A 16,799-nucleotide genomic window follows, 5' to 3' on the forward strand; every position below is an offset into this window, starting at 1 on the left:
GGAGCGACCAGTGCGGACAGGTGGAGGGAACATGGCGGAGTTCACCATGGAGCTGAACGACGACCAGAAGCAGGTGCGGGACTGGATCCACGGCTTCGCGGCCGATGTGATGCGACCCGCCGCCGCGGAATGGGACGAGCGCGAAGAGACTCCGTGGCCCGTCATCCAGGAGGCCGCCAAGGTCGGCATCTACTCCCTGGACTTCTACGCCCAGCAGTTCTTCGACCCGACCGGACTCGGCATCCCGATGGCCATGGAGGAGCTCTTCTGGGGCGACGCCGGCATCGCGCTGTCCATCGTCGGCACCGGGCTCGCGGCGATCGGAGTCGTGGCCAACGGCACCGAGGAGCAGATCGGTACCTGGATCCCCCAGATGTACGGCACCCCCGACGAGGTGAAGGTCGCCGCCTTCTGCTCCTCCGAGCCCGACGCCGGCTCGGACGTCGGCTCGATGCGCACCCGCGCGGTCTACGACCAGGCCAAGGACGAGTGGCTGCTCAACGGCACCAAGACCTGGGCCACCAACGGCGGTATCGCCAACGTCCACATCGTCGTCGCCGTCGTCGACCCGGAGCTCGGTACCAAGGGGCACGCGTCCTTCATCGTGCCGCCGGGCACGCCCGGGCTGTCCCAGGGGCAGAAGTTCAAGAAGCACGGCATCCGCGCCTCCCACACCGCCGAGGTGGTCCTGGAGGACGTACGGATCCCCGGCAACTGCCTGCTCGGCGGCAAGGAGAAGCTGGACGAGCGCCTCGCCCGCGCCCGCGAGCGCGCCCGCAGCGGCGGAGGCGAGCGGGTCAAGAACGCGGCCATGGCCACCTTCGAGGCCTCCCGGCCTGCCGTCGGTGCGATGGCCGTGGGCACCGCGCGCGCCGCGTACGAGGTCGCCCTCGACTACGCGAGGACCCGCACGCAGTTCGGCCGCCCGATCATCGACAACCAGGGCGTGGCCTTCCAGCTCGCCGACATGCGCACGCAGATCGACGCCGCCCGGCTGCTGGTGTGGCGGGCTTCGTGGATGGCGGCCGCGGGCCGTCCGTTCGAATCGGCCGAGGGCTCGATGTCCAAGCTCTTCGCGAGCGAGGTCTCCAAGAAGGTCACCGCCCAGGCCGTGCAGATCCTCGGCGGCAACGGCTACACCCGCGAGTACCCGGTCGAACGCATGCACCGGGACAGCGCGATCTACACGATCTTCGAGGGCACCAGCGAGATCCAGCGGCTGGTGATCGCGCGCACGATCTCCGGCATGCCGATCCGCTAGGGCGGAGGGTCGGGCGCCTGCGGTCCCGCTTGCCGGTCGTCCGCGGGCGGGCGCCCGCTCCGGGCGCCCGCTCCGGTCGTCGGCTCCGCGGCCCGCGAGGCCGGCTCGGTGCCGGGAGCGGGTCTCCCGCCGGGCTGCGGACGCGGGTGCCGGCGCGGCCGTAGGCGCGGTCGGCCGGGCGCGGGGCTAGGTGCGGCCTCCGGCGGAGGCCGTCGGCGCGCTCCGCGCCCTGCCGGCGGCGCCCCCGGGGGCCCGTCCGGGGCTCCGGAGTGCCGCCCCGCTCCCGGCGGGTGCGGTGGGTCCGCCGGCGCGGGGCCGGACCGTTCAGCAGGGCCGCGGACGCGCTGGACCCGCGGCCCGGCGCGCGGCCAGGCCTCAGCGGACTCGGGCGAGGCAGCTCGTGGTCGTACCACCGGGGCCGTACTCGGGGTAGGCGTAGAGCTCGCCGTCCGCGCAGGTGGTACCGGGCCCGAGGTGGCGGGTGACGCGGTACTCCGCGTCGGGTGAGCCGCAGGGCTCCACGAGGAGCGTCTGACCGGATCCCTCGGCCACGTCGCGCACGCACTGGCCGACGCTCAGCCTCGTCGGTTCGCCGTCGCCGACCAGCAGGCCCAGGACGACGAGCGTGGGGATCGCGAGGACCACGAGCGCGATCGGCACGAGGACGAGCAGCACCGGCACACGGCGCCACAGCGGCCGGCCCGGGTCGAGGGCCGGACGGAAGCCGCCGGACGGCGGAGCGAGTCGGCGGAAGGCCGCCCGCGGGCCCAGGTTCATGAGCAGGGTCACCGGCGCCGCGATGACGGACAGCGGGCTCCACCAGCCCTGCCACAGGGTGTCGGACGACATGTCGCGGTAGGTGGCGAGCCCGCAGTCCCGGCAGAACGGGCCCCGGCGGCTCAGGAACCGCATCAGCACGACCAGGCCCTGGTGGCCCCGTACGGTGGCGGGCGCGGCCGGCCAGGCCCCGCACACGGTGCAGCCGTAGCGGCCGGGCTGCGGGTGGGCGCCGTACGCGCCGTACGGCTGCTGCGGGCCCGTGAACACGGGGCCGCCGTACGGGCCGGGGCCCTGTTGCCGCGGTGGCGGAGTGGCCACGGATCTCTCCTCTTTCGTGCGTGGTCACCAGTGCGGTGATCACGGCACCCTAAGGGGATGCCCTGTTCGCGCCCTCAGCGGGCCAGCAGTCGGCCGATGGCGCGGCCGAAGAGGAGCCGGCCGGCCGCAGCCACCGCGGGGTCCAGGACGCGGGGGAGCCCGCGCAGGCGCAGGTCCTCGCGCCAGTGGACCTCCGCACCGCCCGCGGAAAGGGGGCGGACCTCGATCTCCGCCCAGCCCGTCACCGCCCGGCCGCGCTTCTCCAGGCGGACGAGCCCCGCCGAGTCCGCCGCCGGAGGCCGCCAGACGACGACCTCCATCCGGTCGTCGAATGTGATCCTGCCCACACCCGTGCGGGCCGTGAAGATCGTTCCCGCGTGCGTCGGGGGCGCTGTCTCGATGATCGTCCGCGTGAGGGGGACCTGCGCTCCGTGGCGCTCCCAGTCCGTGAGCCTGGACCACGCCTCGGCGGCCGTCGCGGACGTGCGGTGAATGATCCGGATAACGGGCATGAGCGCATGGTAATCGGGCATACACACCGTGAACTGGACGGCGAATATGGGTTCCGTCCGGGGGTGGCGATCAGTAATACTCGCCGCCACCGTGGATCGCGGATTCGACCGGGTGACCACCGGCCCTCCCGCCCCACATCGCGAGGAGGTGCGCCATGTGCTCCCACCAGCCCCCCTGCCCAGCCGCCGACAGCGCCGACCACGACGCCGCCCGCATCGTGGCCTCTCATCCCGAACAGGGATGGAGTCTGCTCTGCAACGGAGTCGTGGTCTTCGACGACACCGGTGAACTGCTCCCCGACAGCCGCGCGGTCGAACCCCGCCGCCCGGCCCTGGTCTGAGCGAGGAGGCAGCATGCGCCAGCAGCTGGTCCGAAAGCCCGTCCCCAAGCCCGCCCCCCGAGACCTGGACCTGCGCACACCGTCGGGCAGACCCCTCCCGTACTGACGGGAGCCCCGATGCGGTGGCACAGCGCGCCGTCCGCGGGCTGGATTCAGCCCGTGGGCGCCGCCGCCGCTCCGCCGTGGAACGCCGCCTCGAAGGCCGCGTCCCCGATCGCCGCCCGCGCCTGCCGTTCGCCCTGGTTCCGTACGGCCGTCAGCGAGGGCGAACCCATCTGCGGCCGGCCCACGGTCCGCCACCACGCGTGTCCGGTGCCCAGCAGGCGGGCCGCGAGTTCTCCGTCGCCCAGCCCCGCCACGGCCGCGGCCAGCAGGTCCAGGCCCAGCGCGATGCCCAGCCGGTCGCCGAGGAGCCGCTTCCCGGAGAGCATGGCCCGGACGTGGCGTGCGGCCTCCCCGTGGTCGCCCATGCCCAGCGCGGCCACCGCCAGGACGTAGTCCGCGTACGCCCGCATCCAGCGCTCGCCCAGCTCCGCGCACGCCTCCCGCAGCGACCGCGCCTCCTCGGTAGCGTCCTCGAAGCGCCCCAGGGCGCACAGCGAGTAGCTGGTGGACAGCTTGCACAGCAGCCAGCCGGGTCCGGTGGTACGCCCGCCGTGGGCTGCCCGCGCCCGCGGTCCGGCCAGCTCCAGGGCCCGTACCGGGTCGCCCGGCATCAGGACCGACGCGGCGTGCAGGTAGGCGGCGCGCAGCTCCCGTTCCGGGTCGGCGAGATGGGCGGCGTCCCGTGCACACTGCTCGCCGACGCGCCGGGCTTCGTCCATGTCGCCCTGGAGCACCATCGTGAGCCCGAGGGACCACAGGGCCTGGTTGTAGGCGACCCCCGTGCGCGGGGCGATCCGCAGCGCCCGTTCCAGGAAGGCCCGGCCCTCGTGCACGTGCCCGCACGCGAACCAGTAGAACCACAGGGCGCCGGCCATCTCCAGCGCAGCCGCGGGGTCGGCGGTGAGCAGGTGTTCCAGAGCGGTGCGCAGCTGCGCGTGCTCGGCGGTGATCCTGCGGTACCAGTCCACCTGCCCCGGACCCATCCAGCCCCGGTCGGCGGCCTGCGAGAGCGCCGCGTACCAGTGGGCGTGCCGATCGGTGACCAGGTGCGTCTCGCCGAGCTCGCCCAGCCAGTCGTGCCCGTACTCGCGGATCGTGTCCAGCAGCCGGTAGCGGGCGCCGGCACCGCGTTCCTCGCTTCGCAGGACCACGGACTTGGCGGCGAGACCGGACAGCACGCGCTCCACCCGGGCGGCGGGCAGCGGTCCGCCCGCGCACACCGCGCGTGCGGCTGCGATGTCGAAGTCGCCGGTGAACACCGAGAGCCGGGCCCACAGCAGCCGTTCCAGCGGCTCGCACAGCTCGTGGCTCCAGCCGATCGTGGTCCGCATCGTCTGGTGCCGGAGCGGCCGCGGGACGCGGACGTCCGAGAGCATCTCGAAGCGCTCGCCGATCCGTTCCGCCATCTGCTCGACCGTCCACAACCTCAGCCGGGCGCCGGCGAGTTCCAGGGCGAGCGGGATCCCGTCCAGGCGCCGGCACACCTCGGCGGCCACCGCGGTCCGCTCCGCGTCGGCGAAGACGGCCGCGGCGCGCGGGGTCGCGGCGAGGGCGCGGGCGCGGAAGAGGGCCAGGGCGTCGTTGTCGGGACCCTCGCAGGGCAGCGGGCGGACCTCCACGACCTCCTCGATCGCGCTGCGCAGGGGTTCCCGGGAGGTGATCAGGATGGTCAACCCGGGTGCGGACTGCAGGAGTTCGCCCGCCAGGTGCCGGCATCCGGGGACCAGGTGCTCGCAGGTGTCCAGGACGAGCAGCAGCTCCCTGTCCGCCATCCACGCGCACAGCTCCTCGTCGAGCGGGCGCGCGGAGTGGTCGGCGAGGCCGACGGCGTGCGCGACGGTCGCGGTCAGCAGGGCGGGATCGCGCAGCGGTGACAGCTCGACCCACCAGACGCCGTCGCGCCGGGCCTGGCGTGCGTCGGCCGCCGCCCGCAGGGCGAGCCGGGACTTGCCGACGCCTCCCACCCCGGTCAAGGTGATCAGTCGCCGCTCGCGCAACAGCCGGCCGAGGAGGCGCAGTTCGCGCTGCCTGCCGATGAAGCTCGCGGGCTCCGGCGGCAGGTTTCCCGGTGGTGTCCCGGCCCCCGGCTCGGGGACGCCGTCCGCGGATTCTGGCTGATTGTCATTGACCGAGTACTCACCGAACACGGGAGTATTGTGCGTGATCTTCTTATCCCACCGTGCCGTTAAGGCCGGATCCGGTACCCCGGATCACGCGACGAGCACGATCCGCCGTTCCGCCGAGAAGGCCCCCCAGTTGCCGTCGGGGAGCCTGGCCCGCACCTTCACGGCCCACTCGGTGCCGGTGGGTTCGGCCACCGTGAGGCGGTGTTCCACCCGGCCGGCGGGCACCGCGCCCGCACCGAACTGGATGACGGTCGTGGGCCGTCCGTTGATGTACAGCTCGTACTCGGCGGTCGGCCGGCCGGTGTCGGGGGCGGTCCAGGCGAGGGTGACGGCGCCCGGTGAGGCGGTCGCCGTGAGATCGGCGGGGGCGGTGCCCGGCCCGTCACCGGAGACGGGCGGCGTGCTCACGTCCACGGCCGGGCCGTCGGGGGAGGAGTTGTCGGCGCCGTCGCGGGCCCGGACCGTGAAGGTGTAGACGGTGTCGGGCCGGAGTCCGGTCAGGGTTGTCGTGCTGTCGCCGGGACCGGCGGTGTGGATGCGTACGCCGCCCTGGTGGACGTCGTACGCCGTGACGCCCGTGTCGTCCGTCGAGGGGGTCCACGACACCCGGGCGGAGCGGGGTCCGGTCGCGCTGCCGGTGGTGGTGGCGGGGGCGGAGGGCGCCGTCCGGTCCTCCGTCCTGGCCGCGGGGGTGGTCACGCGTGCGGCCGGAGCGGCCCCGGAGACGTTCCCGGCGGAGTCCCGTGCCCGCACGGTGAAGGAGTAGGCGGTCTGCGGGGCGAGGCCGGTGATGTCCACCATGGTCCTCTCGGCCGGGAGTTCCCGTACCGGGCGTTCGCCCTCGAACACCTGGTAGCGCGTCACCCCGTCCCGGGCCGCGGCCGGGTTCCACATGACGTGCACGGAGGTGGCGCTGGCGGCCTGGGCGGTGAGTCCGGTGGGGGCGGACGGCGGCGCGGTGTCGGGCGCGGTGCAGGCGGTGAGGGTCAGGAAGAGGGCGAGCGTGGGGGCGCTGCGTCGCACGGGGTGCCTTCCTCGGCTTCCGTAAAGGTCTAGACATATATGGCACGGGAGGCGCTGGGGCGACAAGACCTGTGCGCCGCCGACCGGTGATGTGACCCGATTCGTCGACTTCTGATCACCTCTGGCATTATTGCCAGCTCTTTGCAACAACGGATGTACGCGAACAGGGATGTGCAGAGCATGACGGCCCGGACAGTACGGGGAGCGGCCAGGGCGGCACTGGCCGCCGCACTCATCACGGGCGTGGCGGCCTGCTCCACCCCCGGAAGCGGGGCCGGCGGCGCGGCCGCCGCGGACTCGGTCGTGGTCGGCATAGCCACCGAGCCGGACAGCCTCAGCCCGCTGCTCGGCTACGGCAAGGACGGCAACTCCAAGATCTTCGACGGTCTGCTCACACACGACGCGGACATGAAGCTGAAGCCCGCCCTGGCCGAGGCCCTCCCGGAGGTCTCCGCGGACGGGCGCACCTACTCCTTCGCACTGCGCCGGGGTGTGAAGTTCAGCGACGGCGCGCCCTTCTCCGCCAAGGACGTCGTCTTCACCTACCGGACGATCCTCGCCGCAGGGACGAACAACGCCTCCAAGACCGAGCTGGACGCGATCGAGGCCGTCGAGGCGAAGGGCGAGGACACCGTCGTCTTCACCCTGAAGTACCCCTACGCGCCCTTCGCCGAGCGGACCGTGCTGCCCATCGCCCCGGAGCACATCGCCGGCAAGCAGGACGTCAACAGCGGCGACTTCACCACACGGCCCGTCGGCACCGGCCCCTACGTGCTCGTCGGCTGGTCCAAGGGCGAGAAGCTCAGCTTCAAGGCCAATCCCGGCTACTGGGGCGGCGAGCCCGCCGTCAAGAAGTTCACCATGGCCGTGATCAAGGACGACGACGTACGCGCCACCCGGCTGCGCTCCGGCGAGCTGGACGGCGCCATCCTGCCGCCCAACCTGGCCGCGGGCTTCGCGAAGGACACCGCCCGGCGCACCCATGCCGCCAGGACCTTCGACTACCGCAACGTGACCCTCCCGACGCACCACCAGGTCACCGGCGACCTCGCCGTCCGCCGGGCACTGGACATCGCCGTGGACCGGACGGCCATGGTGGACAAGCTGCTCGAGGGCGCGGGCAAGCCCGCCTACGGCCCGGTGCCGACCGACAGCCCGTGGTTCACCGCCGGCACCGAGCGCCGCCACGACCTCGACCGGGCACGCAAGATCCTCGACGAGGCCGGCTGGAAGGCGGGCGAGGACGGGATCCGCAGCAAGGACGGGGTCCGCGCCTCCTTCCCGCTCTGGTACACCTCCGGCGACAAGATCCGCCAGGACCACGCCCTCGCCTTCGCCTCCGACGCCAGGAAGGCCGGCATCGAGGTCAAGACGGAGGCCGGCACCTGGGAGGTCATCGAACCCCGGATGAAGACCGAGGCCGTCCTCGCGGGCGGCGGCTCACCCGCCGACCCCGACTTCGACCAGTACCTGCTGCTGACCTCCTCGCTCGGCGGCGACGGCTTCAACAACATGGCCCGGTACGACGATCCCGCCGTGGACGCGGCCCTCGCCGAAGGGCGCCGCAGCGCCGACCCGGCCGTGCGCAGGGCCGCGTACGACACCGTGCAGCGCCGGCTCGCCGAGAACCCCGGCTACGTCTTCCTCACCCACATCGACCACCTCTACGTCGTGGACGACAAGTGGGACGGACTCGGCACGCAGGTTGAGCCGCACGACCACGGCCTCGGCGCCGGCCCCTGGTGGAACGTCGAGACCTGGAAGCCCAAGCAGAAGTGAGCCGCGCGCAGTGACCACCCGCTCCGTCCGCCTCCCCTGGAGGCCTGCGGCGCGCATGGCCGGGCGGCGGACCCTGTCCGCCGCCCCCGTCCTGCTCGCCGTCACCTTCGGCGTCTTCGCCCTCGCCGCGCTGTCACCCTTCGACCCGGTCAAGGCCTATGCCGGCACCGCCGGACTCACCGCCTCGCAGGCCGAACTCGACCAGCTGCGGGCCAACCTCGGCGTCGACCGGCCCCTGGTCGCACGCTGGTGGGACTGGCTGACCTCGGCGCTGACCGGCGACCTCGGCACCTCCGCCGTCATGCGCCAGCCCGTCGCCGACGTCATCGCGGAGCGGGTGGGCTGGTCGGCGCTGCTCGCCGGCTGCGCCTTCACCGCGGCGGTCCTCGCGGGCACCGCGCTCGGGGTGCTCGCCGCACGCCGGACGGGCGGCCCGCTGGACCGCACCGTGTCCGCGCTCGCCTACACCCTGGAGGCCGCCCCGGCCTTCTGGCTGGCGCTGCTCGCCATCTGGTTCTTCTCCGTGCGGCTCGGCGTGCTGCCCTCGGGCGGCCTCACCGACGTCGGCAGCGACACGGTCACCTTCGCGCAGGTCGCCTCCCACCTCGTGCTGCCCGCCCTGGTGCTGGGCGCCTCCCAGCTGCCCTGGTTCTTCCTGTACGTCCGCCAGGGCGTGGCCGACGCCCTCGCGGAGGACCCCGTACGCGGCGCCCGCGCGCGCGGCCTGGCCGAGCGCAGGGTCCTGCTCGGCCACGCCCTGCGCTCCGGCATGCTTCCGATGCTGACGCTGATCGGATCCCGGGTGCCCGAACTCATCACGGGCGCCCTGCTGGTGGAGACCGTCTTCAGCTGGCCGGGCATCGCCGCGGCGACCGTGCAGGCGGCCACCTCGGTCGACTTCCCGCTACTGGCGGCACTGACGGTGCTGGCCACCGCCGCCGTGCTCGCCGGGAACCTGCTGTCCGACCTGCTGTACGGGCTGGCCGACCCGAGGGTGGGCTTCGATGGCTGAGCAGGTCTGGCGCCCGCACGGCCGCGCCCTGCGCTCCACGCGCACCCTGCGGGTCCGCGCCTCCGCCGCCGTCATGACGGTGATCGTGGTGGCCGTCCTGGTCGTGCCCCCGCTGGCGCAGCTGGACCAGCAGGCGGTCGACCTGGCGGCGAAATTGCAACCCCCCTCGTGGGCCCACCCCTTCGGCACCGACGACGTCGGACGCGACCTGCTGCTGCGGTGTGTCCACGGGCTGCGGATCTCCCTGCTCGTCGGCCTGGTGGCAGCCCTGGCCGCCACCGTGATCGGCACGGCGGTGGGCGCCGCCGCGGGCGCGCTCGGCGGCTGGGCCGACCGGGTCGCGATGCGGGTGGTGGACATCCTCTCCTCCATCCCGCACCTGCTGCTGGGCATCTTCGTCGTGGCGGTGTTCCGGCCGGGAGTGTGGCCCGTCGTGGCCTCGGTCGCGGTCACCCACTGGCTCTCGACGGCCCGGATCGTCCGCGCCGAGGTCCTGTCGCTGCGCGGCCGGCCCTACGTGGACGCGGCCGTCTCCGGCGGGGCCTCACGGTGGCGGATCGCCGTACGGCACCTGGTGCCCGGCATCCTGCCGCAGGCCGGCCTCGCCGCCGTGCTGATGATCCCGCACGCGATGTGGCACGAGTCCGCCCTGTCCTTCCTGGGCCTGGGACTCCCGGCACACCAGGCGAGCCTGGGCAACCTCGTGCAGAGCGCGCGCGGCTCGCTGCTCGCCGGGGACTGGTGGCCCACCCTCTTCCCCGGCCTCCTCCTGATCGTCCCGACCCTGGCGGTCGCCGGCCTCGCGGGCGCCTGGCGCGACCGCCTGAACCCGCGCCGCCGCTCGGAGCTGACCCTGTGACCCCCTCGCCCCGCGTCTGCGCGCCCGCCCCCGGAGCCGACGGCCCCCGACCCGGCGCTGCCGAGCCCGTCCTGCGCGTCGAAGGCCTCTCCGTCCGCTTCCGCATGCCCGCGGGCCGGTACGTGGAGGCCGTCACCGGCGCCACCTTCGCCCTGGCCCCCGGCGAGAGCCTCGCCCTCGTCGGGGAGAGCGGCTGCGGCAAGTCCGTGCTCGCCTCCGCCCTCCTCGGACTGCTCCCGGGCAACGCCGAGACCGCCGGATCGGCCCGGCTGGCCGACGGCCTCGACCTGCTCGCCGCCGACGAGCGCACCCTCGCCCGCACCGTGCGCGGCCGGCGTGTCGGACTGGTCCCGCAGAGCCCCGCCGCCCACCTCACCCCGGTGCGCACCATCCGCTCCCAGCTGGAGGAGACGGTCCGGGAGCTGACCGGAACCCGGCCGCCCGCCCTGCGCGCGGCGGCGGAGGCGGCAGCCGGGCGCGCCGCCTTCCCCGCCTCGCACCTCGACCGCCACCCCCACGAGCTCTCCGGCGGCCTCGCCCAGCGCGCGGCCACCGCCCTCGCCCTCGTGGGCGGCGCCCCGCTGCTCCTGGCCGACGAGCCGACCACCGGCCTCGACCGCGACCTCGTCCTGCGCACCGTCGACGAGCTGCGCGCCCACACCCGCGCCGACGGCCGGGCGCTGCTGCTGATCACGCACGACCTGGCCGCGGCCGAGCGCATCGCCGACACCGTCGCCGTCATGTACGCGGGCCGGATCGTCGAGACCGCCCCCGCCGACGCCTTCTTCGGCCGTCCCGGGCCTCGCCACCCCTATGCCCGGGGCCTCCTCGACGCCCTCCCCGACCGCGCCTTCACCCCCATTCCGGGGGCACCGCCGGAGCTCGGCGCGCTCCCGCCCGGCTGCGCCTTCGCCGCCCGCTGCGCGGCCGCCGACCAGCTCTGCGGTACCCGGCGGCCCGCGCTCACCGAAGGGGTGGCCTGCCACCATGCTTGAGCTCAAGGACATCACCGCCGGCTACGACCGCCGCGCCCCCGCGTTCCGCGGCGCGCACCTGAGCCTGCGCCCGGGGGAGTCCCTCGGCCTGCTCGGGCCGAGCGGCTGCGGCAAGTCCACCCTGGCCCGCGTCGCCGCCCTGCTGCACCGGCCCGACCGGGGTACCGTCACCCTCGACGGCCACGCCGTGACCGGCTTCTCCCACCGGGCCCCGCGCGCCCTGCGCACCGCGGTCGGCGTCGTCTTCCAGCAGCCGCGCCTGGCCGCCGACCCGCGCCTGCGGCTGCGCGACCTCGTCGCGGAACCCCTCCGCGCGACCGGTCGGCGCAGCGAAGCGGCGGCGCGGGTGGCCGAGTTGGCGCAGCGGGTGGGGCTCGGCGCGGACCTGCTCGCCCGCCTGCCGCACGAGGTCAGCGACGGACAGCTGCAACGGGCCTGTCTGGCGCGGGCCTTGGTGCTGCGGCCGCGCTGGCTGGTCTGCGACGAGATGACCGCGATGCTGGACGCCTCCACCACGGCCGCCCTGGTCGCGGTCGTGGAGGACTACCGCGCCGAGACAGGGGCCGGACTGCTCGCGGTGGGCCACGACCCGGTGCTGCTGGAGCGCTGGTGCGGGCGCACCGCCCATTGGAACGAGATCGTCAAGGACCGACCGCCCGTCACGGACCGTCAACACCCGTACGGCGGACACGTCCTTCGCCCGTGAGCACCCCGCCCTGCGCCACCATGACGGTGACTCAGGAGGTTTCGATGGTGCTTTCCCTCTCCGTGGTCGTCCTTCTCCTCATCCTCGCGTGGATTTTCCTGCGCAGCGGCGGGCTGAAGTTCTCGCACGCCCTCGTCTGCGTACTCCTCGGCTTCCACCTCGCGAGCAGCAGCATGGCGGCGACCATTCACGACGGCCTGACGGCGACCGCGAACGCGGTCTCCAGCCTCAATCCCTGACCGGCTGTTGCGCCGTCGTGAATCATCCGGCGCACGCATGGACTCCTCCGGCACCGCGATCCAGCGTCTGGCCACGGCGTGATATCTGACGCAAAGTCAACAGAACGGTTGCGAGACGGAGGAAGCCAGGATGTTCCGAAGGGCGCTGAACTGTGCCGTGGTTCCCGTCGTGGCCGCCTTCACGGTGCTCCACGGCGGCCACCCGGCCCACGCCGAGGAGATACCCAAGGCGCCGGGCCACCGGCTGATCACCCCCTACGAGGGAGCCCCCGCGACCGCCGCGCCGCTACCGGGCGAGGCCCCGCCGCAGCACCCGTACCTCGCGCCCAACGGCCGCAGCGGCATGCACTCCGACGCGGCCGGCAGCGCCACCTCGCCCTGGTCGGGGCCGCTCGGCAAGAACCTCAAGGTGACCAGCGAGAAGATCGCGGCCCTCGGCGGCGAATGTGCCACGGCCGCCTTCGACTCGGGCGGCCGCCTCGTCACGGTGTGCGGCACCTTCTCGGGCTTCAAGGTCAAGCTCCTGGAGCCGCGTACGCTCGCCACACTCGCGGAGCACCGGCTCCCGCAGCGCTCCTCGACCGTCGAGGCGATCACCTCGCTCGACTTCGCGAAGATCTTCAAGGACACCTCGGGCGGCGCCTACTTCTACCTGGACGACCAGGACCGCGCCGTCCTCGCCGACTCACGCCGGCACGTGTTGCGCCTCGCGCATTCACAGAACCCTGACGGCAGTTGGAAGTTCACCGTCGACGACGACTGGGACCTCACCGGCCACGTCCCGCAGGACTGCGTGACCTGGACCAATCTGCGGCCCAGCGGCACCTGCGACCCCGTCACCTCCGTGATGCCCGACTGGGAGGGCCGCATCTGGTGGGTGACCCGCCAGGGCCGGGTCGGCACCGTGGACCCGGCGACCTCGCAGATCCGCTCGGTGCGGCTGGAGGGCGAGGAGATCCAGAACTCCTTCTCGGTCGCCCAGGACGGTGTCTCCATCGTCTCCGACCACGCGCTGTACAGCTTCCGGGCCGCCGCCGACGGCACCCCCGAGGTGCAGTGGCGCCAGACCTACGACCGCGGGACCGGGACCAAGCCCGGCTCCGTCAACCAGGGTTCGGGCACCACACCCGACCTCTTCGGCAACGGCTACGTCGCCATCACCGACAACGCCGACGACCGGATGAACGTCCTCGTCTACCGGCGGGGCGCGGACGTCGCCGCGGACCGGCGGCTGGTCTGCAAGGTGCCCGTCTTCGGCTCCGGCGCCTCGACCACCGACAACTCCCTGATCACCTGGGGCAACAGCATCGTCGTCGAGAACAACTACGGCTACGAGAACCCCACCAGCCTGCTGCTGGGCAGGTCCGTCGTGGGCGGGGTGGCCCGCATCGACGTCCGCGCCGACGGCAGCGGCTGCGACACGGTGTGGGAGAGCGCCGTGCGCGCGCCGTCCGTGGTGCCGAAGCTCTCCACCGCGAACGGACTGCTCTACTTCTACGAGAAGGAGCCCAACGCCTGGGGGATCGACGGCTGGTACCTCACGGCCGTGGACTTCCGCACCGGTGAGCGGCGCTGGCGGCAGCTGACCGGCACCGGCCCGCTCTACGACAACAACTGGGCGCCGATCACCCTCGGCCCCGACGGCACCGCGTACGTCGGAGTCTTCAACGGCATCGTCGCCGTCCGCGACCGCTGACCTCGACGGACCGCCGGCCTCCGGAATCGCCCGGAGGCCGGCGGGCGAACACATCGCGCCGATTCTCCGTACGAAGTACGACAATTCACGGGGACGAACCCGGCCTACCGCCGGTCACAACCCTACGATTTTCTCCGGAAGCGCCCGTGACCTTCCACCGCCACGGTCGACCGACGGGCCCCGCGGGCCCTCGTAGGGGGAATCATCTCGTGACGCGTGTACGCCAATCCCTAGTCGCACTGTGTGCGATGTCCCTGACCTTCGCCACCGTGTCCGCGAGTGCTTCGGCGGACACCCGGGGGACCGTGTCCGCGGAAACCGCGGACACCGGCGCCGGGACGAAGGCCCGCCCCGGCATCCTGGGCACCTGGTACAACCAGCTCGGCTCGACCATGGTCGTGACGCGGGCCGCGGACGGCGGCTTCGTCGGAACCTACGAGTCCGCGGTCGGCAACGCCGAGAACCGGTACGTCATGACCGGGCGCTACGACAGCGCGCCCGCCGACGGCACGGGGACCGCTGTCGGATGGACCGTCGCCTACCGCAACGCCCACCGCAACGCCCACTCCGTCGCCACCTGGAGCGGCCAGTACGTCGGCGGCGACCAGGAGCGCATCGTGACCCAGTGGCTGCTGAGCTACGGCACGGCTCCCGCCGACCGGTGGAAGTCGACCTTCCTCGGCCACGACGAGTTCACCCGGGTCAAGCCCTCCGCCGCCGACATGGACAAGGCGCGCCTGCTGGGCGTGACAACTGCGAATCCACCGGCTTCCGACGGGGAGTGAACCCGGCCCCCGCCGCCGAGGACGTGATCCGCCCGCAGTGAGGGAATTCCCGCGGCGGGCGGGTCGCGCACGCCCCCGTCCGGCAAGGTGATCATGGCGAAAAACCTCTGTTGGCCTGCAACTTCTGTTGTGGGAGTGTGGTTGCGACTCCGGTTCGCGCGGCCTTCGCGACACGTGCCGTGATCACGTTCGGCACCGACCAGCCGGGGGCAGGGGGGTTCATTTCGTGTTACGCAAGATCTTCACGCTCGCGCTCGGAGCGTTCGCAGTGGGGACGAGCGGTTACGTCGTCACCGGTGTGCTGCCCCAGCTGAGCGAGGAGCTGTCCGTCTCGGTGTCCACCGCGGGACTGCTGACCACGTGCTTCGCCGTGGCCTACGCGATCGGCTCGCCGCTGCTGGCCGTGGCCCTGGGCGGGTGGCGCCGCCGACCACTGATCATCGCCGCCCTGCTGGTGGCCGCGGCGGGCAACGCGCTCGCCGCGCTGGCTCCCAATTTCACCGTCCTGACGGCCGCCCGGATCGTCACCGCCGCGGGCGCGGCGGTGTTCACGCCGGCCGCCACCGCCGTCGCCGCCGAGCTGAGCGGCCCGGAGCGCCGGGCGCGTGCGGCGGCCTGGGTCTTCGGCGGGCTGGTGACCGCGACCATCGTCGGTGTGCCGGCCGGGACGCTGCTCGTCGGCCCCCTCGGACACCGGGGCGTCTTCTGGCTCGTCGCGGGCTTCTGCGCCCTCTCCGCCGCAGCCGTCGCCGTGGCCGTGCCCCAGGTCGCCGCGCCCGTACGGGTGACGCTGCGCCAACGGGTCGCGGTCGCCTCCGACAGCCGGGTCGTCACCGTCCTCGGGATCACCCTCGCGGCCAGCCTCGGGGTGTTCACCGTGTACACGTACGCGGCTCCGGTGCTGGCCGAGACCGTCGGCGCGCACGGCACGGGGCTGAGCCTGCTGCTCTTCGGCTACGGGATCGGCGGTGCCATCGGCAACGTAGCCGGCGGCCTCGCGGCCGACCGGTTCGGCCACCGGACGCCGCTGCTGGTGGCCGTGTCCGGCAGTGTGGTCGCCCTGGCCGCGCTCTCCGCGGTGCACACCACCGCGGTCGCCGCGGTGCTGCTGTTCGTGTGGGGGGTGTCGAGCTGGGGCTTCAACCCGCCGGTCCAGCGCCGGCTGCTCGAACTCTCCCCGGACGCCGGCGGCCTCCTGCTCGCACTCAACGCGTCCGCCCTGTACCTGGGCATCGGCCTGTCCGGGGTCGTCGGGGGCGCGGTGCTCGACCACGCCGGCATCGCCGCGGTGGCGCTCACCGGGGCGTTGCTGTGCTCGGTGGCGGCCCTGATCCAGGTCTTCTCCGGCAGGCGCGCTGCCCTGCAGCCGTCGCGCTGAAAATCCGTCCCTCTCGGCAAAGGACCACGCCCGTGCGCGAACTGAAGAATGCAGTGGGAATCGTCACCGGGGCGTCGCGCGGTGTCGGCCCGCACATCGCTGCGGAACTCGCCCGGGCGGGAGTCCGAATGGCACTCGTCGCCCGATCCGAGGACGATCTGCGGGCCACCGCGGAGAAGCTGGGGCGGATCGGCCCCCAGCCGCTGGTGGTGCCCGGCGACGTCTCCGACGAAGACGCACAGCGGAGGATCGTGGAAACGGTCCGCCGTGAACTGGGACCGGCCGGGATCCTGGTCAACAACGCCGGGATCGAGCACATCACCCGCTTCCAGGACGCCGCGGTCGAGAACATCCGGCGGGTCCTGCTGGTGAACCTGTTCGGTGCCGAGGCCATGACCAGGCTGGTGCTGCCGGACATGCTCGAAGCCGGGCGCGGGCACGTGGTGAACATCGGCTCCGTGGGCGGCCGCACGGCCTACCCCTACGCCACGATCAACTCCTCGGCCAAACACGGCCTCGTCGGCTTCACCTGGTCCCTGCGCGAGGAACTGCGGGGGACCGGCGTGGGGGTGTCGGCGGTGTACCCGACGCTGATCGCCGACGTCGGCATCTCCGCCGGCTGGCAGGCGGGGCGGCGCCCGCCGCTGCTCGGCAGGGTCGGGCCCGACGAGGTCGCCCGCGCGGTGCTGAAGTGCATCCGGGAGGACAAGGTGGAGATCACCGTGGCTCCCGTCATGGAGAGGGTCGCCGACGTGGTCAGCGCCCTCTCCCCGCGGCTCACCGCCTGGATCGCCCGCAACGGCGGCATCTACAAGTACCTGCGCGGGGTCGCCGACGCGCAGACACGTTCGCAACGACACTCTGAACCGGCCTGACCCGCCGGT

Annotated in this window: 16 protein-coding genes; 12 read left to right on the forward strand and 4 right to left on the reverse strand. The window is 73.2% G+C overall.

Annotated features, from left to right (window positions below; genetic code table 11):
- Positions 1 to 31: 31 nt before the first annotated feature.
- The gene (locus ACZ6JS_RS32570) at positions 32 to 1,261 is read left to right on the forward strand and encodes an acyl-CoA dehydrogenase family protein (RefSeq protein ID WP_469303341.1); all 1,230 of its coding nucleotides are present in this window, start codon (positions 32 to 34) and stop codon (positions 1,259 to 1,261) included.
- Positions 1,262 to 1,636: 375 nt separating this feature from the next.
- Here ACZ6JS_RS32570 and ACZ6JS_RS32575 read toward each other — a convergent pair whose 3' ends face one another.
- Positions 1,637 to 2,359, reverse strand: coding sequence for an LppU/SCO3897 family protein (locus ACZ6JS_RS32575; RefSeq protein ID WP_469303343.1), 723 nt, complete (start codon positions 2,357 to 2,359; stop codon positions 1,637 to 1,639).
- A gap of 74 nt (positions 2,360 to 2,433) precedes the next feature.
- On the reverse strand, positions 2,434 to 2,871 hold the full coding sequence (locus ACZ6JS_RS32580; protein WP_469303345.1) for an SRPBCC family protein: 438 nt from the start codon (positions 2,869 to 2,871) through the stop codon (positions 2,434 to 2,436).
- A 155-nt stretch (positions 2,872 to 3,026) separates the two neighbouring features.
- On the opposite strand from ACZ6JS_RS32580, the gene ACZ6JS_RS32585 reads away from it, so the two are divergent.
- Complete coding sequence (locus ACZ6JS_RS32585) at positions 3,027 to 3,212, forward strand: DUF5999 family protein (protein ID WP_469303346.1); 186 nt, start codon at positions 3,027 to 3,029, stop codon at positions 3,210 to 3,212.
- A 152-nt stretch (positions 3,213 to 3,364) separates the two neighbouring features.
- Here the strand turns inward: ACZ6JS_RS32585 and ACZ6JS_RS32590 are convergent, their stop codons facing one another.
- Together ACZ6JS_RS32590 and ACZ6JS_RS32595 are read right to left on the reverse strand one after the other, a co-directional pair.
- Positions 3,365 to 5,464 carry an ATP-binding protein gene (locus ACZ6JS_RS32590; RefSeq protein WP_469303347.1) on the reverse strand — a complete coding sequence of 700 codons (2,100 nt, stop codon included), beginning with the start codon at positions 5,462 to 5,464 and terminating at the stop codon, positions 3,365 to 3,367.
- A 63-nt stretch (positions 5,465 to 5,527) separates the two neighbouring features.
- A complete protein-coding gene (locus tag ACZ6JS_RS32595) occupies positions 5,528 to 6,466 on the reverse strand; it encodes a fibronectin type III domain-containing protein (RefSeq protein ID WP_469303348.1) in 939 nt (312 codons plus the stop codon).
- 180 nt (positions 6,467 to 6,646) lie between these two features.
- Here ACZ6JS_RS32595 and ACZ6JS_RS32600 point away from each other — a divergent pair, with 180 nt between their 5' ends.
- From ACZ6JS_RS32600 to ACZ6JS_RS32645, 10 genes are all read left to right on the forward strand, one after another.
- Positions 6,647 to 8,245 (forward strand): ABC transporter substrate-binding protein, encoded by a 1,599-nt coding sequence (locus tag ACZ6JS_RS32600; RefSeq protein ID WP_469303350.1) that lies wholly within the window; start codon positions 6,647 to 6,649, stop codon positions 8,243 to 8,245.
- A gap of 55 nt (positions 8,246 to 8,300) precedes the next feature.
- Positions 8,301 to 9,257, forward strand: coding sequence for an ABC transporter permease (locus ACZ6JS_RS32605; RefSeq protein WP_469303449.1), 957 nt, complete (start codon positions 8,301 to 8,303; stop codon positions 9,255 to 9,257).
- Positions 9,250 to 10,116 carry an ABC transporter permease gene (locus ACZ6JS_RS32610; RefSeq protein WP_469303352.1) on the forward strand — a complete coding sequence of 289 codons (867 nt, stop codon included), beginning with the start codon at positions 9,250 to 9,252 and terminating at the stop codon, positions 10,114 to 10,116. The genes ACZ6JS_RS32605 and ACZ6JS_RS32610 overlap by 8 nt, the downstream gene beginning before the upstream one ends.
- 104 nt (positions 10,117 to 10,220) lie before the next feature.
- Positions 10,221 to 11,111: an oligopeptide/dipeptide ABC transporter ATP-binding protein gene (locus ACZ6JS_RS32615; RefSeq protein ID WP_469303451.1), complete on the forward strand. Its 891-nt coding sequence runs from the start codon at positions 10,221 to 10,223 to the stop codon at positions 11,109 to 11,111.
- On the forward strand, positions 11,104 to 11,817 hold the full coding sequence (locus tag ACZ6JS_RS32620) for an ABC transporter ATP-binding protein (RefSeq protein ID WP_469303353.1): 714 nt from the start codon (positions 11,104 to 11,106) through the stop codon (positions 11,815 to 11,817). The genes ACZ6JS_RS32615 and ACZ6JS_RS32620 overlap by 8 nt, the downstream gene beginning before the upstream one ends.
- 44 nt (positions 11,818 to 11,861) lie before the next feature.
- Entirely contained in the window at positions 11,862 to 12,056 is a 195-nt protein-coding gene (locus ACZ6JS_RS32625) for a hypothetical protein (RefSeq protein ID WP_469303355.1), read from the forward strand.
- 130 nt (positions 12,057 to 12,186) lie between these two features.
- A complete protein-coding gene (locus tag ACZ6JS_RS32630) occupies positions 12,187 to 13,752 on the forward strand; it encodes a hypothetical protein (protein ID WP_469303357.1) in 1,566 nt (521 codons plus the stop codon).
- A 209-nt stretch (positions 13,753 to 13,961) separates the two neighbouring features.
- Positions 13,962 to 14,537 carry a streptavidin gene (locus tag ACZ6JS_RS32635; RefSeq protein WP_469303359.1) on the forward strand — a complete coding sequence of 192 codons (576 nt, stop codon included), beginning with the start codon at positions 13,962 to 13,964 and terminating at the stop codon, positions 14,535 to 14,537.
- Between the two features lie 226 nt (positions 14,538 to 14,763).
- Positions 14,764 to 15,915, forward strand: a complete 1,152-nt coding sequence (locus ACZ6JS_RS32640) for an MFS transporter (RefSeq protein ID WP_469303361.1) — start codon at positions 14,764 to 14,766, stop codon at positions 15,913 to 15,915.
- 32 nt (positions 15,916 to 15,947) lie between these two features.
- Positions 15,948 to 16,790, forward strand: coding sequence for an SDR family NAD(P)-dependent oxidoreductase (locus ACZ6JS_RS32645; protein ID WP_469303363.1), 843 nt, complete (start codon positions 15,948 to 15,950; stop codon positions 16,788 to 16,790).
- Positions 16,791 to 16,799: the final 9 nt, after the last annotated feature.

Source organism: Streptomyces sp. NPDC046349 (assembly GCF_055587885.1).